Genomic DNA, 21,582 nt, shown 5'->3' on the forward strand with positions numbered 1-21,582 from the left:
CCTTTTGCCAGACTTATCCAGATGATTGAGTACAAAGCAAGAGAACGAGGCATAGCGGTCATCCTGACGGAAGAAAGCTATACGAGCGGTACATCATTCCTGGATAAAGAAGCCCCGGTAAAGGAAAACTATGACAAGACTCGCAGGATACATCGCGGACTGTTCCGTGCAAACAATGGCAGACTCATAAATGCTGATGTCAATGGAGCTTTCCAGATAATGAGAAAAGTATTCCCGAATGTTTCGGCAGACGGGATAGAGGGCGTAGTGCTGCGTCCGGTTGTAGTAGTTGCTGCGTAGACCGCTTGCTTGGTGCGGACTTATCCGATACTCAGCTTGTCGAGAGCAGTTAATGAACAATAAAATTTGTAAAAATCTTTAACAATATTTGTTAAGATTGCTTATAAATACAGCATAATAACCACGTAATTCTAAGAGAAGTTAAGGAGATAATATTTTTGCGTAATTTACTAATTGGCTCGCTGCTATTGTCGCTGGCCGGCAGTATTTGGGGCGCTATGTTTATTGCAGTCCGCCTGACCGTAGGCGTGATTACGCCTGTGGCTTTGGTTTGGCTGCGGTACGGTGTGGCGCTGGTCCCGCTAGTGCTTATCATGTTGTATCAAAAAACTTCCTGGAAAATTGAGCGCAAGGACTGGAAACTCCTGCTTATTTCTGCGTTGACCGGTCAAACGCTCTCCATTGTCACGCAGGAATCGGGAACCATGCTGACCTCAGCGCAGATGGGTTCGGTGATAACGGCGGCTACACCGGCATTTATGGTGGTGTTCGGCTGCCTGATTCTGCATGAGCGGTTTAATTTCAGCCGCCTGTTGTCTGTAGTTTTGGCAACGGCGGGTGTGCTGCTAATCGTCGTTGACCCGGAGAATCTGCAAACCGGCAGTCTTTTGGGCGGTGTCTATTTGTTTGTCGCAGCTATCACCTGGGCGTTGATGTCAATACTCTTGAAACTGCTCAGCCGCTATTCGGTGTTTACGCTGACTTTTTATAGCGTACTCATCGCGTTTTGGGTGCTGAGCCCCTATGGAATATGGTGGCTGATTAACGAAGCAAATTATGAGGCTTTGGCCATGCCGCAGATATGGGGTTCGGTACTTTATGTGGGGATGATTTCCACCACGGCAGGATTTGTTCTTTGGAGCAAGGGGCTGACGTATATGGATGCATCCATTGGCGGCTTGTTTATGTTCTTTCAGCCGATCGTTGGCACAATCTTAGGCTGGTTATTACTCGGTGAAGCCATGACCGACTTTTTTTTGCCCGGTTTTGCGCTTATTGCCGTCGGTGTAGTGCTGGCTATGAGGGGAGGCAATACAACTGCTGCGGAAAAACTGCAAAGAAGCCGCAAAGAGGATGTACCAAGGTGTTTTCAGTAAATTTTATCAACTGTTTTAGATAGCTTGTTTATCTTCATCAGCGGGGGGAACAAGATTGCTGTAATATTCGATTTTGCCGCTTTGCACGTCGTCGTAGAACTGTTGTTTCCAGTCAATATAGGCAATGGCTTCCTGTACGGAGGCCAGTTTTTCTTTGAGTTCCTTCTGCTTTTTGGCCAGCATGATTTTGCGCTCGGGGATGGAGTCTTTGCCGGCCATACACATCTTCAGGTACTCTTTCATCTCCACGATGGTCATATCACAGTTTTTTAGACAGATAAGGCTCTTTATCCAGGCCAGGTCGTGCTCATCAAAGATGCGGCGGTTATTTTTGTCTCGTTTGACATAGGGGATGAGACCCTGATTGCAGTAGAACTTTAAGGTTTCATAGGCCAGACCTGTTTCCTCGCAGACCTGTTTCATCGTATACATAAGTATGACTCCTTTCCTTATTGACCGGTCAATTGACTGGTCAATTTTTTTTCAAAAATGTAAAAAAGGTGCTTGACCGGTAGCAACTACCGAATGATATGCTTTGAGTGTAGCATAAAAAGCAAGGACATACAAGTCATTTATACGGAGGTAAAGTTATGAAATATCGTACATTGGGCAAGGATATGCAGGTTTCGGCAGTAGGGCTTGGCTGTATGGGGATGAGTCATGGTTATGGTTCGCCTGCGGATAAGAAAGAAATGGGAAAGCTTCTGGCCAAAGCCGTGGATATGGGCTATACCTTCTTTGATACGGCTGAGGTATATGGTACGCCGGAAAATCCGCATATCAATGAAGAATTGCTGGGCGAGATGCTGAAGCCTTATCGCGATAAGGTGGTTATCGGCACGAAGTTTGGCGTGCATTTTGATTTGACGGCATCTACGGTCAATAAGCCTGTGGTTCCCGATGCCCGTCCGGAAGTTATCCGCAAATCCGTGGAGGATTCCCTGCGGCGGCTGCAGACAGATCATATTGACATTTATTACCAGCATCGGCAGGACCCGAATGTACCTGTTGAGGAAGTGGCCGGCGTCATGCAGGATTTGATTAAAGAAGGCAAAATCCTGCGCTGGGGGCTTTCGGAGGCCAAGGAGGATACTATCCGCCGTGCGCATGCGATATGTCCTTTGACTGCGGTGCAGAATCGTTATTCCATGATGGCACGTCACTATGAGCCGCTGTTTCCTGTGCTGGAAGAACTGGGCATTGGCCTTGTGGCGTTTTCGCCTATGGCTAACGGCCTGCTGACGGGGGCTTATCAGGGGCAGACTTTTACGGATAAGACGGATTATCGCAGCATCATGCCACAGTTCAGCGCCGAGGCCACGGCACAAAATGCCGATTTATTCCAGTTGCTGCATGATACGGCAGAACGGAAAAATGCTACACCGGCGCAGATTTCTCTGGCGTGGATGATTGAGAAAAAGCCCTGGATTGTGCCCATTCCCGGTACGCGCAAACTGAACCGTTTGCAGGAAAACGCCGGGGCTGCGGATATTGAGCTGTTGCAGGAGGAAGTTGCTGCATTGGATGCGGCGCTTGACCATATGGAGATGTCCGCAGTTTTTGGCGGTTCACAGATAAAAGCACGTTGATTTTGGGAGGTATGAAATGCGTAAGAAAATGGTAATCAAGACGTTGGCGGCAGTTATAGCGGGAGGTTTTATCACGATGGGCTTTAATGGTGATGTGGCAGAGGCAGCAACAGTAAATACACAGGTTTCGGCGCAGGCGCAAAACATCAATCCCTATGGTCTTGTGTATAGAGGCGCAATTACGCAAAACGTAAAGGGCAAGGTGAATATCCGGCCTGTGGAGTATGAGGTAGAGGGCATCCGGGTAGCAGCCAATCTTTATCTGCCGGCGGATTATGATGAAACAAGCAGCAAGACCTATGCTGCGGTAACGGTTGCCCATCCCAATGGCGGCAGCAAGGAACAGGTAGCAGGGCTCTATGCCCAGCGTCTGGCAGAACTCGGTTATATTGCCGTGGCTGCCGATGCTCGCTATCAGGGAGCCAGCGGCGGTGAGCCGCGTCTCCGTGATTATCCTTCCAACCGCATTGAGGATATCAGCGGCATGGTAGATTACCTGTCCACGCTCAAGAAGGTGGATAAGTCCCGTATCGGTTCGCTGGGAATCTGCGGCGGTGGCGGCTATACGCTGGCAGCGGCGCAGACGGATAAGCGTATAAAAGCGGTAGCAACGCTGTCGATGTTCAACTCCGGGCGTGTACGCCGCAATGGTTTTCAGGATGCTGATGTGCAGGGAATTCAGAAGCGTCTCCAAAGAGCGGCAGAGGCCAGGGAAAAGGAACTGACAGGCGAAATCGTCTATGAAGGTTTCCTGCCTCCCAATTCCACTGACGAACAGCTGCGTGCCAAAATGGCCGAGCTTCCCGAAAATACACTTTATCGGGATGGTATCGAGTACTATGGCCTTTCCCATCGTCATCCGAATGCCACGGGCAGCTACACCACGGAATCCTTTATGAAACTCATGGCCTTTGACGTGGAAGACCGGATGGATCTTATCAATCAGCCGCTTTTGATGATTGCCGGGGAAAAGGCTGATACCTTATACATGACGAAGGATGCCTTTGCTAAGGCCAGCGGCACAAATAATAAAGAAGTATATCTGATTGAAGGAGCAAGCCATATCCGTACTTACTGGGTACCGGAATATGTAGACAAAGCAGTGAAAAAGCTGGATGCTTTCTTCAAGAAAAATCTTTGAGGCAATAACGACGCTCATGGATGAGCTAGTGCTGGCGTTAGGCGCAGGATGCGCCGTTTTTGCGCCAGCCATGGCTCCCCTAGCCATGATTGCATAAATAATCCCCATTTTTATCTTCCTAAATAGGCAAAGCGAAAGTGATATGCTTTCGCTTTTGTCATAGGAAGATCTTATTTTCTGTGTATTGTATGTTAGGAGTTTTAACGATGAGCAAGAAAGTTTTGATTTTATCCGGCAGTCCCCGCAAGGGAGGCAATTCAGATTTTTTATGTGATGCTTTTATGAAAGGCGCGCAAGAGGCTGGTCACGATGTTGAGAAGATTTTCATCAATGACAAGAAAATCAGCTATTGTCGCGCTTGCTATGTTTGTCGGCATACTCATAAGTGCTTCCAAAAGGATGATATGACGGAAATCCTGGACAAGATGATTGAGGCCGATGTGCTGGTATTGGCCTCTCCGGTGTATTTCTACGCGATTGCTGGTCAGGTAAAGACCATGCTGGATCGCACGTTGCCCCGCTGGACGGAGCTGAAGAACAAGGAATTTTATTATATCCTGACAGCGGCAGAGGACAGTGAAGCCATCATGCAGCGCTCGCTCGAATGTTTCCGTGGTTTTGCCGATTGTTTTGCCGGTATTGAGGAAAAGGGCGTGATTTTGGCCCATGGGGTTTACGAAAAGGGAGAAACCATAAATTCGCCCTATGAGAAGCAGTCCTATGAAATGGGGAAAAGCGTGTAATATTATGTTTTTTAGATAGGCAAACGAAAAGCCCTTGATGGTTGGATTTTCCAATACCTCAAGGGCTTTTCGTTTAATAGACTTTTACGCGGCCTTCCAGGCCAATCAGCATCTCAGTGGTATCCGGTTCATTATGGTAGAAAAACAGGCTCTTGTTGCGGTCTAGAGCGGCGATAGCATTCATATCGGCTTCGTCAAGCGTGAAGTCTAATATATCAAGATTTTCCTGCATCCGTTCCTTATGTGTGGATTTGGGAATGATGACGACATCGCTTTGCAGGAGATAGCGCAGGGCAATCTGTGCGGCTGTCTTGCGATGTTTGGCACCGATTTCGTGCAGCAACGGCGTTTGGAAAAAGTTATTGCGGCCTTCCGCAAATGGTGCCCAGGATTCGTGGACAACATTGTATTTTTCCATGTATTTATGAGCTTCCTGCTGCTGCCAAAAGATATGTGTTTCCAACTGATCGACCATTGGCGGAATTTCGGCATGCTTAAGTAAATCGATCAGGCGGTCAGCATAGAAGTTAGCTACACCGATGGCCTTTAATTTGCCTGCTTTATAGGCTTCTTCCATGGCACGCCATACGCCATAGTAATCGTTATATGGCTGGTGAATCAGCAGCAGATCGATGTAATCCGTGTCCAGTTTTTGCAAAGAGGCATCGATGGCCTTCTTGCCCTGCTCGTAGCCGCCAATGGAAATCCAGGTTTTCGTGGTGATAAATATTTCCTCGCGGGGAATGCCGCTCTTTTTGATGGCTGCACCAACCTCCCGCTCGTTTTCGTATCCTTGCGCTGTGTCAATGGCCCGGTAGCCGACATCCAGCGCGTCGAGAACGCAGCGCTCACATTCTGCCGGTGTAACCTGATAGATACCATAACCAATTTTCGGCATTTTTATGCCATTGCTTAACGTAACAAATTCCATAATGTTTCCTCCCTCGTAATGAGTTGATTTATCTGAGTCTTAGATTAGCAGACGGTAGCAACTACCGGTCAAGAACTTTTTCAAAAATTTTATTTTCCTATTGACCGGTAGCGACTACCGCCTGCTATACTTTAAAAAACGAAATGAGAGGAAGGAAGATAAAATTGGTCTTACAGCAAATGTTGATCTTTTTTGGCTTGATGCTTTTGGGCATTGAGGCCAAAAGGCAGGGACTAATGAGCAATGAGAATCAGAAACAACTGTCTTTTTTGGCGGTTGCATTATGCGCACTGGCTACACCTTCCGGCAATATGCTGGCTATGCTGGCGGCCATATATAACAAGGATTCCTTCCTGTTGGCCACAGAAGGCATTGCGCTTACCACGGCAGCGGCAGTGGTTACTATGCCGCTAGTGGCGTTTCTGGTGGGAATTGGTTGATGTTGAGAGAAGAAAGGATGGATGGACGTGAAAAAAGTATTTACGTTCTTATGTGCTGCTCTTTTTGCGCTTACTGCCGGTGCTTGTGGCTCAGCAGAAACGGCAGTTCAGGATAATCGGACTGCTGCTGATACTCCTGCTGCTCAGACGCAGGCAGAGCCAGCGCAGGGAAAACGCGTGTTAGTCGCGTATTTTTCCCGGGCAGATGAAAATACCGGCGTCGGCTATATTGAAAAAGGCAACACGCGTATATTAGCAGAAATGGCTGCGGATATAACCAAGGGGGATTTGTTTGAAATAAAGACGGTTAAATCTTATCCCAAGGAATATCGCCCAGCAACTGAAGTTGCCAAGCAGGAAAAGGAGAACAATGCGCGTCCAGAAATCAATGGCCCACTGCCGGATATGAGTAAATATGATGTCATCTTTTTGGGCTATCCAATTTGGTGGGGCGATTTGCCCATGGGGGTATATACTTTCCTTGAAAGAGAAAATCTCGCCGGTAAGACGATAATTCCCTTCTGTACCCATGAAGGCAGCGGCTTAGGAAATACGGAACGCTTCATAGCAGAAAGCACCAAAGCAAAAGTATTGCCAGGTTTGGAAATGCGTGGCCGTAAAGCACAGAATTCCCAAACAGAGGCAAAAGCAGAAATGGAAGAATGGATCAAAAAATCTCTTGCTGATGTAAAATAAAGGAAGAGAGAACTGGTATGAGACATTTTCAATTATTATGGTTGTCCGGTCTTGTACTGCTGCTTTTCTTATCTGGACTTGTTTATCTTTTGGGAGGCAGATTTTGCAGTGATTTCAAAACAGAAATGACACAGGCAAACGCAGAAGGTGTGTTAGTAGTGAATAAGGAACCCTTTTCCTTGGAGTCGGAAGTTTCGTCCGTCATAAATGATTCTGCTTTTGCAGGATTTGGCAGACTGATTTTTCCTGTTGACAGGACATTGCCTCCGCATACGCCCCTGCATGATGCAGGAAAAGCTTATATTTGGTATAGCTATATCAAACCAGAGCGTACTGTTAGCATCGTCAATGAATTAAAAGCAAGAACCTTAGCTGGTGAGCAGGTCTTTTATGATATCTATAGTCCGGCAGAAAAAGCCAAAGATCCAGATAAGAACGATACCGGCATATTTTTCTTCCGTGGCAGTCCACAAGGTAAAACGGCGATTATTAGTGCTGGAGGAGGGTTCGTTTATGTTGGTGCCATGCATGATAGTTTTCCTCATGCACAGGAATTAGCTAAACGTGGTTATAATGCTTTTGCCATTATCTATCGCCCAGGGGCAAGGGAGGCTTGTGAAGATTTGGCTCGTGCTATTGCGTTTATTCATAAGCATGCGGATGAGCTGAATGTAGATGTGCGTGATTATTCCCTATGGGGAGGTTCAGCAGGCGCCCGCATGGCTGCCTGGGTGGGGACTTATGGAACGAAAGCTTTTGGTGAAAAAGAGTATCCCAAACCAGCAACGGTAATCATGCAATATACAGGGCTATCGGAAGTAACTGGCGCTGAACCGCCAACGTATAGCTGCGTTGGAACAGCAGACAGCATTGCCTCCTATCACACGATGGAGCAGTATACTGCGCGAATTCAAGCGAATGGAACAGCGGCTGAAATAGAAGTCTTTCCCGGATTGTCACATGGTTTTGGCCTGGGTGAAGGTACGGTGGCAGATGGTTGGTTAGAGCATGCAGTGAGTTTTTGGCAGCAACAGATGAAAAACGAACTGGAATGACAGATGTTTATGAGGAGATGTGCAGAATGAAAATTTTATTTGTAAACGGCAGTCCCAATAAAAATGGGAATACGGCAAAAATAGCAGGAGCCTTGCTCAAGAAACAAAAATTTGAAACATTGAATCTGATAGATTACAGAATCAATGCGTATGGGCAGACACTGGAAGGTGACGAGTTAGATCATGTCATTGCACAAATTGAAAAAGCGGATGTGGTTGTTATCGGTTCGCCACTTTATTGGCATAACATTTGCGGCTCGGTGCGAAATATGCTGGATAGATTTTATGGCAAAGTTCCAAAAGGAGGCTTGTCCGGAAAGAAAATGTATTTTATCTTTCAGGGGGCTGCACCGGAGAAATGGATGTTGGAGGCTGGTGAGTATACTATGCAACGCTTTGCCGGATTATATGGCTTGAAGTACATGGGGATGGTCGTGAACCGCAATGAGGCAGAAAAGCTTTCGGAAAGGATTTAGTGCGTGTTAATTGCCTTTCCTATCGTCATCCGAATGCCACGGGCAGCTATACCACGGAATCGTTCATGAAACTCATGGCCTTTGACGTAGAGGACAGGATGGATCTTATAAATCAGCCGCTTTTGATGATTGCCGGGGAAAAGGCAGATACCCTCTATATGACAGAGGCTGCCTTTGCCCAGGCCAGCGGCACGCAAGACAAGGAAATTTATCAGATATATGCTTTAGCTTTTGTTATTGGGAAGATAATAATTTTTTCTATTGACCGGTAGCGACTACCGCCTGCTATACTTTAGAAAAAGAAATGAGAGGAAGGAAGATAAAATTGGTCTTACAGCAAATGTTGATCTTCTTGGGCTTGATGCTTTTGGGCATCGAGGCCAAAAGGCAGGGGCTAATGAGCAATGAAAATCAGAAACAACTGTCCTCGCTGGTTATCAATATTGCCTATCCGGCATTGATTCTCTCCGGAGTAGTGGGGAGTGGAACACGGCTGCAGGGCGAAGAGCTGGCGCATGCGTTCTTTGTTGCCCTGGTGGTGATTCTTATAGTGGTGGTCTTTGGCAAGCTGACACCGTATCTTTTGGGGTACGAGAAAAAATATCATGGCATCATCAATGTCATGGTGGTTTTCACCAATGTAGGTTTCATGGGGCTGCCCATGATTCAAGGAATGTATGGTGCTGATGCGGTAATCCGCATGACGGCCTTTATCATTCCGTTCAATATATTATTTTATTCCTATGCGATTCAGACCATGCAGGCCGCAGGTACACGCAAAAAACAATTCAAATTGCATGAACTATGCAATACCGGCATGGCAGCCTGTGTGGCAGCCGTGGTGATTTATCTGCTGGACTGGCATCTTCCGTATGCTTTGGAACGTATCGTACAGATGACAGGCGGGCTTACGGCACCTTTAGCCATGATGCTGATTGGCGCAGCTCTGCCGGATGTTCCTTGGAAAAAGGCGCTTACTAATCGGCCATTGTTAGGTTTTGTCCTTTGGAAGATGCTGATTTTTCCCACGCTGGCGCTATGGGGGCTTAGCCACTTTGTCAGCAGCCCCGTACTTTTGGCGGTTGCATTATGCGCGCTGGCTACACCTTCCGGCAATATGCTGGCTATGCTGGCGGCCATATATAACAAGGATTCCTTCCTGCTGGCCACAGAAGGCATTGCTCTTACCACGGCAGCGGCAGTGGTTACTATGCCGTTAGTGGCGTTTTTGGTGGGAATTGGTTGAGAGTTGAAACGTGAGGGGGACATCGTTATGAATGTTAAAAAGAAGTTATTGTGTAGCATTATGTCAGCAGTATTTATTACATCTTTAAGTACAGATCTGACATTTGCCAGTCCGATAACCATAGCAGAACAAGGCTCTTTTACGGTGGGCGGCAGTTATAAACAACATGCAGGAAAATTCTCGCAAGATAATTTCCTATCGGAGGAAGGCCAGCGTGCTTATGGTGATTTTGCTTATGTAGAATATCAAAAGCCCGTCAAGGCTAAAAAGCTGCCCTTGATTTTCCAGCATGGTGGAGCACAGTCTAAACGAACGTGGGAATCTACCCCTGATGGACGTGAAGGTTTTAATACGATGTTTCTTAGGGCAGGTTATGCTGTATATTTGGTTGATCAGCCACGCAGTGGAGAAGCAAACCTCTCAACTGAGGCAGTAACTCCTGATACGCCATGGGCAGGTAATCCGATGTACGGGGATAAAACATTGTACATTCTTTCGCGTGTGGGGCATTACGATGAAAAGGGGGAGCCGGTTCCTAACGCCCAATTTCCCCAAGGTGAAGATAATTATCAAGCATTTCAACAGAGTTGGACAATAGGTTCTGGGCCGCTGGATAACGAACTCAATGCAGATGTGCTTGCTGAATTGGTCAGGCAGCAGAAGGACGGCGCAATATTGGTTACTCATTCTATGGGAGGAACAATTGGCTGGCGTACAGCAATTCGTACGGACAAAGTAAAAGGCATTATTGCTTATGAACCGGGAGGCACGCCCTTTATCTTCCCGGAAACAGAAATGCCCAATATAATTGATGCAAGATTCAAGGCGCTATCAGCTTCGGCTATGGGAGTTCCCATGGAAGATTTCATGAAACTTACCCGAATCCCCATTGTTCTTTATTATGGGGATTACATAAAACTTGGTTCAGAAAATGTTGGTGAAGATAAATGGGGAACGGAATATGCAATGGCGCAAAAATTCGTAGAGGTCATAAATCGTCATGGCGGAGATGCAGCATTAGTACATTTGCCTAGTGTTGGCATAAAAGGAAATTCACATTTTCTAATGCAGGAAAAGAACAATCAACAGATAATGGATTTGGCAGTAAAATGGCTGCATGAAAAAGGTTTGGACAAATAAACTGTTTTCTGTTCATTGCGTTTTAAAGGGAGGAAGAATTTATGAAAAGCAAAAAAATATTGGCTATGACTTTGGCCATGGGGCTGGTTGCTAGTAGCGCTGGGGCTATGAGCCGCCCCATTACGCTGGCGGATCAGGGGAGTTTCTTTGCCGGGGGTAAAGTAGTGACGGCTCCAGGCGTTTATAAGGATGATGAGCCGACAAATTTTGCCGGTGAAACTCTGCATGGTGATGCGGCCTATGTCTTTTGGCAGGCGCCGGTGAAGGCTAAGAAAAATGCTTTGGTTTTCCTGCATGGCTATGGTCAGTCCGGCAAGACCTGGGAAACAACGCCGGATGGACGTGATGGTTTTCAGAATATCTTTTTGGCGAAGGGCTATAAAACCTTCATTGTAGATGAGCCGCGGCGGGGCAGAGCGGGTAATTCTACCGTACCTGCCGAACTGAAAGCGCAGCCACAGGATCAGCTCTGGTATGACAATTTCCGCATTGGCCAGTGGCCGGATTACTACGACAATGCAGCCGTTCCCCGTGATGCGGAGTCAAGGGCACAGTTTTTTTATCAGATGACGCCGGATACAGGGAAATTTGATGTGCAGGTAGTGGCAGATGCCATGACCGCAGTTATGGAAAAATCTGGTGATGGTGTGCTGATTACGCATTCGGCAGGCGGCGGCCCCGGCTGGCTTACGGCAGCGCACAGTGACAAAGTAAAGGGCGTTATTGCATTAGAACCGGGGACGTTCCCTTTCCCGAAGGGGGAAGTGCCTGAGGTTGAAGCTACAACAAGCCCGTTCCCGGCACCGGGAATGGAGGTAAGCGATGAAGAATTCCAGCGCTTGCTTAAAATCCCGATGGTCGTATACTTCGGTGATAATATCATAACCGGCTCTGAACCGGACAAACATTGGGGTCTCGATAACTGGCGTGTGCGTTTGAATCTGGCTCGGAAGTGGGAACAGGTTATGAAAAAACATGGCGGTGATGTGCAGGTTGTCTATTTGCCGGATATCGGTATCAAGGGAAATACCCACTTCCTTATGGCTGACCTCAACAATCAGGAAGTGGCCGACACTATGGAAAAATGGATGAAAGATAAGGGACTGTCCAAGTAAGGGGGCGCAGCAATATGTTCAAATGGATTTTGTTTTGCATGTTGATGGTTTCACTGATTTCGCCGGCAGAGGCACATGAAGCTGTCACGCAAAAAATGCCTCTGCCTTTGGGCAAAGATGTTTCGGACCGTTTTACGGGGACGGTTCATCGCAATGACTTGATTGTGACGGATGATACCTACAAGGTGCCGCAGACCAATGTGATTACTTTTGAAGCCGGCAGTTACAGCGGCTGGCATACCCATGGGGCTATGACGGTGATTGGCGTGGCAGGCTTGGGCATTTATCAGGAATGGGGCAAAGAACCGGTGCTGATAAAACCTGGTGATGTGGTGCAGATTCCGGCAGGCGTGAGTCATTTTCATGGTGCTGTCAAAGATTCTCCTTTTCAGCAGTTTGTCGTATACGACAGGGACTGGCAACCGCAAGTAGGAGCAAAGGCACATAGTGGGCCGGTTAGTGCGCAGGAATACAATAGCATCAAGTTTTCTGCTGCTATGAGCAAAGCCGTAGTGGACAAAGAGAAAAATGAATTCTTGTTTCATTATAATGAAAAGCCGTTTACTTCGCCTAACTTCAATAATCCCGTATATTTGGGCAAGGTGCTGTCCAAGCCTAATGAAGCAGGCTCGCCGGAGTGGGTATATGTGGTGTTCCCCAAGGGAACATATAATCGCTGGCACAGCCACAAGACCGGTCAGATTCTGATTGCAACCGATGGTGTCGGTTATCATCAGGTAAAAGGCGGCAAGCTGGAAAAATTGCAGCCGGGAGATGTGGTATTTTGCCCGCCGGGGGTTATCCATTGGCATGGCGCAGCGCCGGACAGCAGCTTTGCACATATCGCCATCAACCCGCAGGATAATCACGAGGTAAGCTGGTACGATTTTCCTACCGCAGAATATGCGGCTATTCCCTTTAATTGAAACGTTATTTGCCAGGAAAATCTTTTTTCTCAGGGCAGGTTTTGGTAAAATAACACTAAGAATATTTTAGGAAAAGTTATATTGAGAGGAGAGTTTACAATGAAAGTTATGATGGTCAATGGTTCACCGCATCCGCAGGGCAATACGGCAATGGCTTTGCAGGAAATGCAGAAAGTCTTTGCAGAAAACGGTGTGGAAGTCGAAATGGTTCAGGTGGGCAATAAGGCTGTTCGTGGCTGCATAGGCTGCCGGGCCTGCGCGCAGAAGGGAAAATGTGTGTTTGATGATATCGTCAATGAAACAGCACCGTTGTTTGCCGAATGTGATGGCCTGGTGGTGGGCAGTCCGGTTTATTACGCTTCAGCAAATGCTACCCTGGTCGCTTACCTGACGCGCCTGTTCTTCAGTACCGGTTTTGACAAGACGATGAAAGTGGGAGCAAGTGTAGTGGTGGCCCGGCGTGGTGGCTTGTCGGCAACTTTTGATGAGCTCAATAAGTTCTTCACCATATCGGGCATGCCCATTGCTGCCAGTCAATACTGGAACAGTGTTCATGGCGGAGCACCGGGAGAAGCGGCGCAGGATATTGAGGGCATGCAGACCATGCGGACGTTGGCGCGAAATATGACCTTCCTGATGAAGAGCATCCAACTGGGCAAGGAAAAGTTTGGCCTGCCAGAGAAAGAGCCGTGGCAAGCCACTAACTTTATTCGCTGATTGCCGGTTGGGGTTACACTCCCCAATCATGAATTTCGTTCATAATAAAAGACTATTGCATAAGCGAAAAATCACTGATGCAATAGCCTTTTATTATTATTGGGGAATAGAGCCTCAAATTTATTCATTTGCCGCCGCAGACATTTCCTCGGCGCTTTTTTTGGTAATCATGATTTTATCAATGCGCGCCCCGTCCATATCCACAACTTCAAAGGTGAAGTCCTGCCAGTCGATGTGCTCGCCTGCTTTGGGAATATAGCCAAAGTAGGAGGTCAAAAAACCGCCCATGGTCTGATAGTGGTCATGGTCTTCGTCGGGAAGTTCATCAATGGAGAATTTCGCCTTGAAATCGTCGATGTCGTAAAGTCCGTCCACCAGCCAGCTGTTTTCGTCACGGATGGTGAGCTGCGCAGCTTCTTCCTCGTGGGCGGCAAAGGATTCGCCTGCAATTTCCTGCAGGATATCGTCCATGGTCAGAAAGCCGATAACCCCGCCGTATTCATCGAGCACCATCGCTTCATGAATCCCCGTAGAGCGGAACTGCTTCAGCACGCGGAAGGTTTCCATGGAGCGGGGGATAAAGAGGGGCTTGCGGATATACTGGGATAAATCCAGGACCTCATGGGCGAGCGTAGCATTGAGCAAATCCTTGGCATAGAGGACGCCGCAGAAATCATCGAGGCTGTCCCGGCCTACAGGGAAAATATCCTGCGGTGTTTCCCGGATAAGCCGCAGGATATTTTCCCAAAGAGAGTCGGCTAAGTCGAGCCAGAGCATTTGCGTGCGGGGCGTCATCAGGGCATAGGCCGTCTGGTCACTGAGATGGAAAATCTTGTCCACCATGGCCTGTTCGGTCTTTTCAAAGGTGCCATCTTCCGTACCTTGCTCAATTAAGTCCTTGACCTCATCTTCGGTTACGGTATCTGCAGCATGGGGATTGATGCCAAAGATTAAGAGAATCATATTGGCTGCCCCGGAAAGCAGGGAAACAAAGGGGCGCGTAACTCTGGCCAATAGCCGCATAATGTCGTGATATTTCAGCAGCATAGCTTCCGGCTTTTGCATGGCGGTCTTTTTGGGCAGAAACTCACCGAGCAGCAGGGCAAGGCAGGTAATAACGAGCACGCTGACAATCAAAGACAATGTTTGCGCATGGGGAATCGGCAGAAGCTTTGCCACCATGGGGGCGAGCAGTACGCCTGTGCAGACACCGATTAAGATGCTGCTCATGGTAATACCTATCTGGGAAAGGGAAAGCATACGGTCATCCTGCTCCAACAGCTCAAGCACTTTTCCTGCATCGGCATTGCCGTCTTCCTGCATTTTTTCCAATTTACTGCGGTGACTTTCGGCAATGGCTGTTTCCATCAAGGAAAAGAAGCCGAGCGTCAACAGCAAAACAATCATCAATACCAATAATAAACCTGTGTCAGAACTATCCAACGAAAAATCACATCCTTAAAGTAGAAAAGTATATTAATAATATTTTACCATAGGCAACAGGAAAAACCAATATTAAGTTTGTGATGGCGTAAGCCGGATTATGTGGGAAAAGCGGGATAGCTGCGGTAAATCATGCGTGATGATGATTACGGTCTGTCCGGTCTGGTCAGCCCGCTTTAAGATGGCGTCCAATAGCTTATTGGCTTTGGGAAGGTCAAGGCCTGCGGTAGGTTCATCAAAGAGGAGCACCGGGGCAGAGCTGGCTAGGATAAGGGCGCTGGCCAAACGATTGCGCTCGCCGCCGGAAAGATGGCAGGCATTTTCCCCTAAGGGGGTATCGAGCCCCTGCGGAAGTTTTGTACAGACCGTTGTGAGCTGTGCCGCGTGCAGGGCCTGTTGTATTTCACCTTCGGTGATGGCGGGATGGAGCCTGAGGAAGTTTTCTCTTATGGAACCGGCAAACAGAAAACTGCCCTGCGGAATTGTGCAGATAAAGGGCCGGACAGCGGAGCCATAATGGATACTTCCCTTTGTGGGTGCCCAAAGTCCGGCTAGCAGACAGGCCAGTGTGGTCTTGCCGCTGCCGCTGTCACCGACAATTGCCGTATGACAGCCGGGAGAAAGCGAAAAATTTAATGTAGAAAAGACGGGCAACCCTTGGGGATAATGGAATTCCAAATCCGAAGCCGTGAGCAGATTCGTAGCTAGGGGCGCGGCACTTGGGGCAGGGGACGCCGCATAAGGAGACAGCCAATTGGCGGACTTTTGTGCCTGACGGAAATGGCGGGCGGCTGCGGGCAGGGCGGCAAATTCATTTAGGAGGGCTAAAAGGACCAATAACCAGGTACATAGGCTGATACCATTTAGCTGTTTTTGCTGTAGTGCTGTGAGCAGCAGGATAAAGAGCCAAAGAAATGCGAAAATCCGCAGCAGGCCCAAAAGAAAATCAATCCGGTTCGCGCGTGTCTTATCGCGAAATAAATTCTTTTGCCAATGTTTAGCAGTTTGGTCAAGCTGGGGGACTGCAATATCCAGACTGCCGGCCCGTGACAGCTCATGACTGCCCTGGGCAAAGTCCAATAGCTGGCTGCGGTAGTGGCTGCTGTTCGATTGTTGCGGGCTTAGCCAAAGGGGCAGGCAGTGGCTAAGGTAAAGAATGGGCAGGATGAAGATGCCATAGGACAGATAGGGACTGAGCAAAAGTGTTATGAGCAGTACAGCCAATAGAAGCGTCAGGGGCGGCAGCAGTCCGCGCAGCAGAAAATCCCGCAGGATATCGGCACCCGTCAACATATCGTGAAGCAGCGTGCCTTTCGTTTTGGTTGCCTGGGGAAAGCTGGCAAGGTGGCTGGCGGTATCGTAAAGGCGCAGGCGCAGCGCCGCTAAGACCGCGAAGGCGCTTTTGTGGGTAAAATAGCGCTCGCCATAACGCAGCAATGCCCGTCCGATACCCAAGGCACGCACAGCGGTTATACCCAAAGTCAGCGCATATAAGGGCGGCTGCAGGGCGGCAGAACTGATCAGCCAGGCGGCTGCTCCCAACAAACCGAGGTTGGACAGTAAAGCCAACAGGCTGAGCATCAGGAGCAGCAGAATATCCAGCGGGTGGAGTAATGACCATATTTCCTTTAACATGGCACCTCCTCCTCTCTGGGTAAGTAAGCGTGTAAATCGATAACATTATCGGCAAGCTGCAATACCGCCGGATGGTGGCTGCTGATAATCATGGTGCGGCCTTTGGCGATGACATTTAGCGCCTGGATAATCATGGCTTCAGTGTGTTCATCTAAACCGGTGGTGGGTTCGTCCAATAGCATAACGGGATTATTTTGCAGGATAAGGCGGGCCAGCCCCAAGCGTTTTAATTGTCCTTGGGATAATTTTTGTCCGCCGTCACCACAGCGCGTAGATAATCCTTGCGGAAGCTGACGGTAAAAATTTTCCAGTTGAGCCAGCCGCAAGGCCTGCAGGCAGCGTTCAGCGGGTGCATCTTGAAAGAGCAGCAGGTTTTCCTGCAGGGTTCCCTGATAAAGATGCGGCTCCTGCGGAAGATAGCCGATGAGTTTTTGCTGGCTGGCAGGATGCATGGTATGGAGCAGCTGGTCTTCCAGATAAATGCTGCCGTCTGTTGGTAGATAAAGTCCGGCGATAAGCATCAGCAGGGTGCTCTTGCCGCAACCGCTGCTGCCGGTAAGGACGGTGATTTTTCCCGCAGGCAGAGTCAGATTGAGATTTTGCCATGTGGGGGTATGCCGTCCCGGATAGGTAAAGGACACTTGGCGGATATATATGGCTGGTGGAATTGCTAATTGTTCATGGTGTCCATGATGTGGGGACTGGTCGGTTTCGGTTAAGGCCTGCGCGATTTTCGCAGCGGCGGTATTGGTATTCATGGCGGTATGAAAGGCAGTACCGCTTTGGCGCAAAGGCTGATAGAACTCCGGCAGCAGCAGGAGCAGGAAAAAGCCGGTGGCAAAGGAAAGTTCGCCATTTAGCAGGCGCAGGCCGATGGTTACGGCAATCAGGGCGATAGCTAAGGTGGTGATTAGTTCCAAAACAAAGCTGGCTAAAAAGGCTTGTTCCAGTACGTTTAGCGTGGCCGTGGAGAACTGCTGGATAAGCTTTTGTGCGGTGGAACGCTGCGCCTTGTCCTGCTGGAAGATTTTGAGCATGGGCAAGGCCTGCAGGAGTTCATGAAATCCTTGCGTTAGACTGCGCATGGCCTGCCAGGCGGCTTCACTGCGTTTCTTGGTCAGACTGCCCAGCAGGTATAGCAGGAAGGGTGCGATGGGCAGGGTGACAAGGGCGATGGCGGCGGTGATGATATCACTGCAGGCAAAGGTGACCAATAGGAAAGGCAGTGTTGTAAGCAGGGAGATAAGTGTAGGAATCAGGATTTGATAGTCGTCATCCAGTGTTTCCGTCGTCTCACAGCTCAGGGTCAACAGCTCGGAACTGTCATCGGCGGTCAGCGGATTGGCAAGTCCCTGCCGATGGAGTTTTTGCCGCACTTGCTGGCGGAAGTTTTGGGACATGGTCAGCAGCAGTTGTTTTTGGCGGTAGAGGATGAATTCCCGGCAGATAAGCAGGAAAAGCAGCACCAGCAAAACTGGTGCTGCTTCAGCAAGCTGTTTTTCCTGTAGAAAAACAGCGTTGACGATATAGGTAAGTGCGCCCATAGCACCGGTATAGAGTGCGACATGGACGAGCTGTCCTAAGGAAAGCAGGAGCAGGTTGCGTTTATCTTTTTGTCCATAGAGTTGAAAACGTGCTGGAATCATAGCTGCCTTTCTGTGTGGGAATCAATAATGGGAAACATCACCTGCGGTTACGCGCTTGCGGAAGATGTAGTAGGTCCATATCTGATAGACGAGGACAATGGGCACGAGTACAAGCGCAGCCACGGTCATAATGGATAAGGTGTACTCCGTGGAGGAGGCGTTGGTAATGGTCAGGCTCCAGTCCGGATTAAGGCTCGAAACCATAAGACGCGGGAACATACCGGTGAAAAAGCCGATGGTCACGCTGGCAACGGCCAGTGCTCCGAGGATAAAACTCCCTTTGCCCGGTGCCTTCGCAAAGCGATACAAGCTGGTCAGGAAGAATACCGCTGTGGCGATAAACAGCCCCAAAGCAGTAGGCCGGTTCAGCAGGTCGGTATTTTCCCAGGCTAGGAGCAAATAAAATACATAGGCAATTGCGCCACATGCCCCCGCACATTTGCCCAAAGATTGTACGCGGTAGAGCAGGCCTTTATCCACCAGCCGCAGCTGCAGGAAAGCGGCGCCATGATAGGCAAAGACCAGCACAAAGACCAGCCCGCCTAAGAGGGAATAGAGGCTCAATAAATCGAGGAAATTTCCCTGATAGACCATATTGGCCCCGATGGGGAGCCCGGCGGCCAAATCCGTCACGGCTACACCCCAGAGAAAAGCGGGGACAATACTGCCGATGAAGATGGCGGCATCCCACGTTTTCTGCCAGCAGAGACATTTTTCCTTGGTGCGCAGTTCAAAGGCTACACCACGGAGAATCAGGGCGACGAGCATCAGGAACAGCGCCAGATAAAAGGTGCTGAACATGGTAGCATATACATGAGGGAAGGCGGCAAACAGGGCACCGCCAGCAGTAATCATCCATACTTCATTGCCGTCCCATACCGGGCCGATGGTGCGCAGGATAAGGCCGCGGTCTTCTTCGCGCTTGCTCACAAAGGGTGCAAGCATACCTACGCCGTAGTCAAATCCCTCTAAAAAGAAGAATCCTGTAAAGAGTACGGTGATCAGGATAAACCAAATCGTCTGATAATCCATCATACGTCCCTCCCTTCATGTGTGTTCTGAGGAATGGAAGTTTTTTTGATATAGCGTACAGCCACATAGAGGGCGGCGATAATCAGCAGCAGGTAGAGCAGGGTAAAGCCTGCCATGGTCAGGAATACTTCCATACCCGTAAGATTCGGGGATACCGCATCGGCGGTCTTTTGCAGGCCGACGACAATCCAGGGTTGACGGCCGCCTTCGGCGATAAACCAGCCGGCCGTATTGGCCAGAAAGGGCAGGGGGAGTGCCAGCGGCAGAAGTTTCAGCAGACAGGGATATTTATCCAGGCGGTTCAGGTGCGAAAGCGCACCTACGGCAAAGGCAATGAGCAGTATAGCACCGCCGCAGCCTACCATAATGCGGAAACTCCAGAACAGGCCAAATACATCGGGGCGGTAATCTCCATTGCCGTATTTAGCCACCATTTCAGTATTCACGGTGTTAATGCCCTTGACTTCCCCTTCCGGCTTATTGTAAAGCATCAGGGAAAACAGGGCGGGAATCTTGATTTCGCAGGCATTCTGGTTATGCTCCTGGTCGATAACTGCCATTACGGCAAAGGGAGCAGGATTGGCATTTTCCCAAAGTGCTTCCATCGAAGCCAGCTTCATGGGATTGGCTTCTGCCATGTACTGCGTGTGCATATGGCCGCTGCCCATAACACCCAATACACCAACGGCAAGATAGATGGCTCCGACAGTCAATACCTGCTGGAAAACGGCTTGGGACTCCTTGTCGTGAACGTATTTCCAGCCTGCTACGACGAGCACCAGCACACCGGCTGTAGTAATGCCGGAGAAAAGGGCATGCGAGTATTCTCCTACTACATAGGGGTTTGTGACTAGCGCGAGAAAATCGTTCATTTCAGCGCGGCCATTTTGCAGCACATAGCCGACCGGATGCTGCATGAAGGAGTTGGCAACGAGAATCCAAAAGGCCGACAAATTGCTGCCAATGGCAATCAGCCAGGCACAGAGACAATGGATTTTCGGGGAAAGCTTGTCCCAGCCAAACATCCAGATGCCCAGGAAGGTGGATTCCAGGAAAAAGGCGGTCAAGGCTTCCAGGGCTAATGGCGCACCGAAAATATCGCCCATAAAGCGCGAGTATTCGGACCAGTTCATACCGAAGTGAAATTCCTGCACGATACCCGTGACCACGCCCAGGCTGAAATTAATCAGAAATAACGTGCCGAAGAATTTTACCAATTGGCGGCAGGGCTCCTTCCAATGGGGGCGCTGGGTACGTACATAGCAGGTTTCCAGCAGAGCCACCCAGATGGTAAGTCCCAGAGTCAGTGGGACAAAAAGAAAATGGTAAATGGTTGTAATGGCAAATTGCCATCGCGACAAAAGCAAAGCATCCACATAAATCCCTCCTTTTTCTATAGATAAATCCTTAGGAACTGTTCATAAATAAATTTTAGGTATAAAGATTTATCCTGCGTCCTATCTTAAAATTTATTTATTGCCAGTTCCTTAGTGGGAATATTCGTTATATACAGAGAAAATCCCTTTAGCGGATGAAAAAAGTTATGGCGGGCGGCAGGTATTCGGCAGAAAATCAAGAATATAGCAGATTAGGAAGAAAAAATGTATGGAGGGCATGTATATGAAAGATGTAAAACGGCCAGTTCGTGAGGCTTTGCAACAGTTGGAGCAGATGAAGATGTTGGAAAGCAGTTACGCGGAGGTCAATAAGTATCAAAGTCTGATTAATCTCTTTGCCAATCTTAGCTACGCCTGTGAGTTGATGGCCGATGACCTGGGCGAGCAGACGGGGAAAAGAACAGATGATGTTCTGGCTGAATACTATGAACGCGCCGGAATTGAGGTAGAGTGAACAAGCTCCCGCAAACGGGCATAAACCCTTTGCGGGAACTTTTTTGGTGATTTTGCGATTTTTTTTGTAAAAAGTGTTGACAACGGATAATAAAGCGTGTAATATAGTACAAGTCGCTGAGCGAGAGCACAGGAAACACAATCCAGCAAGCCTTGACTGGCAAGGGATTGTAAGTGATTGCTTTCGAATTTAGACAAAAAAGAAAAATTAAAAAAGTTCTTGACAGTCTGAAACAAATGCGATAAGATAAATGAGTCGCTTGAAGCGATGAGCACTTCAAAAGAAGCGCTAAATAAGATTGTTCTTTGAAAACTAAACAATGCAAATAATCATGCAACATGATTAAAGCCAGATGTTTGAGAA

Annotated in this window: 23 protein-coding genes; 16 read left to right on the forward strand and 7 right to left on the reverse strand. The window is 48.6% G+C overall.

Translation table 11 applies throughout. The annotated features are described in order from the left end of the window. A partial coding sequence (locus G598_RS18020) for a zinc ribbon domain-containing protein (protein WP_037364406.1) occupies positions 1 to 300 on the forward strand: 300 nt, incomplete at its 5' end. Between the two features lie 158 nt (positions 301 to 458). After that, complete coding sequence (locus G598_RS0113320; RefSeq protein ID WP_026767372.1) at positions 459 to 1,397, forward strand: DMT family transporter; 939 nt, start codon at positions 459 to 461, stop codon at positions 1,395 to 1,397. Between the two features lie 15 nt (positions 1,398 to 1,412). Here the strand turns inward: G598_RS0113320 and G598_RS0113325 are convergent, their stop codons facing one another. Beyond that, positions 1,413 to 1,829 carry a MerR family transcriptional regulator gene (locus G598_RS0113325; protein ID WP_026767373.1) on the reverse strand — a complete coding sequence of 139 codons (417 nt, stop codon included), beginning with the start codon at positions 1,827 to 1,829 and terminating at the stop codon, positions 1,413 to 1,415. 158 nt (positions 1,830 to 1,987) lie between these two features. Between G598_RS0113325 and G598_RS0113330 the strand changes: the two genes are divergently transcribed. The 3 genes from G598_RS0113330 to G598_RS0113340 all read left to right on the forward strand — a co-directional run bounded on the left by G598_RS0113330 (position 1,988) and on the right by G598_RS0113340 (position 4,870). Beyond that, positions 1,988 to 2,986 (forward strand): aldo/keto reductase, encoded by a 999-nt coding sequence (locus tag G598_RS0113330; protein ID WP_026767374.1) that lies wholly within the window; start codon positions 1,988 to 1,990, stop codon positions 2,984 to 2,986. A 16-nt stretch (positions 2,987 to 3,002) separates the two neighbouring features. After that, the gene (locus G598_RS0113335) at positions 3,003 to 4,127 is read left to right on the forward strand and encodes an alpha/beta hydrolase (protein ID WP_245582816.1); all 1,125 of its coding nucleotides are present in this window, start codon (positions 3,003 to 3,005) and stop codon (positions 4,125 to 4,127) included. Between the two features lie 206 nt (positions 4,128 to 4,333). Continuing rightward, entirely contained in the window at positions 4,334 to 4,870 is a 537-nt protein-coding gene (locus tag G598_RS0113340) for a flavodoxin family protein (RefSeq protein WP_026767376.1), read from the forward strand. 73 nt (positions 4,871 to 4,943) lie between these two features. On the opposite strand, the gene G598_RS0113345 is transcribed toward G598_RS0113340, so the two are convergent. Beyond that, positions 4,944 to 5,801, reverse strand: a complete 858-nt coding sequence (locus tag G598_RS0113345) for an aldo/keto reductase (RefSeq protein WP_026767377.1) — start codon at positions 5,799 to 5,801, stop codon at positions 4,944 to 4,946. Positions 5,802 to 5,980: 179 nt separating this feature from the next. Here G598_RS0113345 and G598_RS0113350 point away from each other — a divergent pair, with 179 nt between their 5' ends. The 10 genes from G598_RS0113350 to G598_RS0113395 all read left to right on the forward strand — a co-directional run bounded on the left by G598_RS0113350 (position 5,981) and on the right by G598_RS0113395 (position 13,612). Then, a complete protein-coding gene (locus tag G598_RS0113350; protein ID WP_157833349.1) occupies positions 5,981 to 6,241 on the forward strand; it encodes a hypothetical protein in 261 nt (86 codons plus the stop codon). 27 nt (positions 6,242 to 6,268) lie between these two features. Continuing rightward, positions 6,269 to 6,937: a flavodoxin gene (locus G598_RS0113355; RefSeq protein ID WP_026767379.1), complete on the forward strand. Its 669-nt coding sequence runs from the start codon at positions 6,269 to 6,271 to the stop codon at positions 6,935 to 6,937. Positions 6,938 to 6,954: 17 nt separating this feature from the next. Further along, positions 6,955 to 7,992, forward strand: a complete 1,038-nt coding sequence (locus G598_RS0113360; protein ID WP_245582817.1) for an alpha/beta hydrolase — start codon at positions 6,955 to 6,957, stop codon at positions 7,990 to 7,992. After that, complete coding sequence (locus G598_RS0113365; RefSeq protein WP_245582818.1) at positions 7,959 to 8,468, forward strand: flavodoxin family protein; 510 nt, start codon at positions 7,959 to 7,961, stop codon at positions 8,466 to 8,468. The genes G598_RS0113360 and G598_RS0113365 overlap by 34 nt, the downstream gene beginning before the upstream one ends. Continuing rightward, positions 8,468 to 8,740, forward strand: a complete 273-nt coding sequence (locus G598_RS0113370) for an alpha/beta hydrolase family protein (RefSeq protein WP_026767382.1) — start codon at positions 8,468 to 8,470, stop codon at positions 8,738 to 8,740. Before G598_RS0113365 ends, G598_RS0113370 begins: the two co-directional genes overlap by 1 nt. A gap of 68 nt (positions 8,741 to 8,808) precedes the next feature. Next, the gene (locus tag G598_RS0113375; RefSeq protein ID WP_157833350.1) at positions 8,809 to 9,714 is read left to right on the forward strand and encodes an AEC family transporter; all 906 of its coding nucleotides are present in this window, start codon (positions 8,809 to 8,811) and stop codon (positions 9,712 to 9,714) included. A 27-nt stretch (positions 9,715 to 9,741) separates the two neighbouring features. Beyond that, entirely contained in the window at positions 9,742 to 10,854 is a 1,113-nt protein-coding gene (locus tag G598_RS0113380; protein ID WP_026767384.1) for an alpha/beta hydrolase, read from the forward strand. Between the two features lie 41 nt (positions 10,855 to 10,895). Then, positions 10,896 to 11,969, forward strand: coding sequence for an alpha/beta hydrolase (locus G598_RS0113385; protein WP_026767385.1), 1,074 nt, complete (start codon positions 10,896 to 10,898; stop codon positions 11,967 to 11,969). Positions 11,970 to 11,983: 14 nt separating this feature from the next. Beyond that, positions 11,984 to 12,895 carry a cupin domain-containing protein gene (locus G598_RS20085; RefSeq protein ID WP_051180328.1) on the forward strand — a complete coding sequence of 304 codons (912 nt, stop codon included), beginning with the start codon at positions 11,984 to 11,986 and terminating at the stop codon, positions 12,893 to 12,895. A gap of 99 nt (positions 12,896 to 12,994) precedes the next feature. Next, positions 12,995 to 13,612 (forward strand): flavodoxin family protein, encoded by a 618-nt coding sequence (locus tag G598_RS0113395; RefSeq protein WP_026767386.1) that lies wholly within the window; start codon positions 12,995 to 12,997, stop codon positions 13,610 to 13,612. A 120-nt stretch (positions 13,613 to 13,732) separates the two neighbouring features. Here the strand turns inward: G598_RS0113395 and G598_RS0113400 are convergent, their stop codons facing one another. From G598_RS0113400 to G598_RS0113420, 5 genes are all read right to left on the reverse strand, one after another. Next, positions 13,733 to 15,055 (reverse strand): hemolysin family protein, encoded by a 1,323-nt coding sequence (locus tag G598_RS0113400; RefSeq protein ID WP_026767387.1) that lies wholly within the window; start codon positions 15,053 to 15,055, stop codon positions 13,733 to 13,735. A gap of 72 nt (positions 15,056 to 15,127) precedes the next feature. After that, positions 15,128 to 16,690 (reverse strand): amino acid ABC transporter ATP-binding/permease protein, encoded by a 1,563-nt coding sequence (locus tag G598_RS0113405; protein ID WP_026767388.1) that lies wholly within the window; start codon positions 16,688 to 16,690, stop codon positions 15,128 to 15,130. Beyond that, positions 16,684 to 18,336 (reverse strand): thiol reductant ABC exporter subunit CydD, encoded by a 1,653-nt coding sequence (cydD, locus tag G598_RS18035; RefSeq protein ID WP_051180331.1) that lies wholly within the window; start codon positions 18,334 to 18,336, stop codon positions 16,684 to 16,686. Before cydD ends, G598_RS0113405 begins: the two co-directional genes overlap by 7 nt. A 21-nt stretch (positions 18,337 to 18,357) precedes the next feature. Beyond that, positions 18,358 to 19,368 (reverse strand): cytochrome d ubiquinol oxidase subunit II, encoded by a 1,011-nt coding sequence (gene cydB / locus G598_RS0113415; protein ID WP_026767389.1) that lies wholly within the window; start codon positions 19,366 to 19,368, stop codon positions 18,358 to 18,360. Next, positions 19,368 to 20,744: a cytochrome ubiquinol oxidase subunit I gene (locus tag G598_RS0113420; protein WP_026767390.1), complete on the reverse strand. Its 1,377-nt coding sequence runs from the start codon at positions 20,742 to 20,744 to the stop codon at positions 19,368 to 19,370. Before G598_RS0113420 ends, cydB begins: the two co-directional genes overlap by 1 nt. A gap of 244 nt (positions 20,745 to 20,988) precedes the next feature. Between G598_RS0113420 and G598_RS0113425 the strand changes: the two genes are divergently transcribed. Next, a complete protein-coding gene (locus tag G598_RS0113425) occupies positions 20,989 to 21,219 on the forward strand; it encodes a hypothetical protein (protein WP_157833351.1) in 231 nt (76 codons plus the stop codon). The last annotated feature ends 363 nt before the right edge of the window (positions 21,220 to 21,582 follow it).

The organism is Selenomonas ruminantium subsp. ruminantium ATCC 12561 (assembly GCF_000424065.1).
Classification (GTDB): Bacteria; Bacillota; Negativicutes; order Selenomonadales; family Selenomonadaceae; genus Selenomonas_A; species Selenomonas_A ruminantium.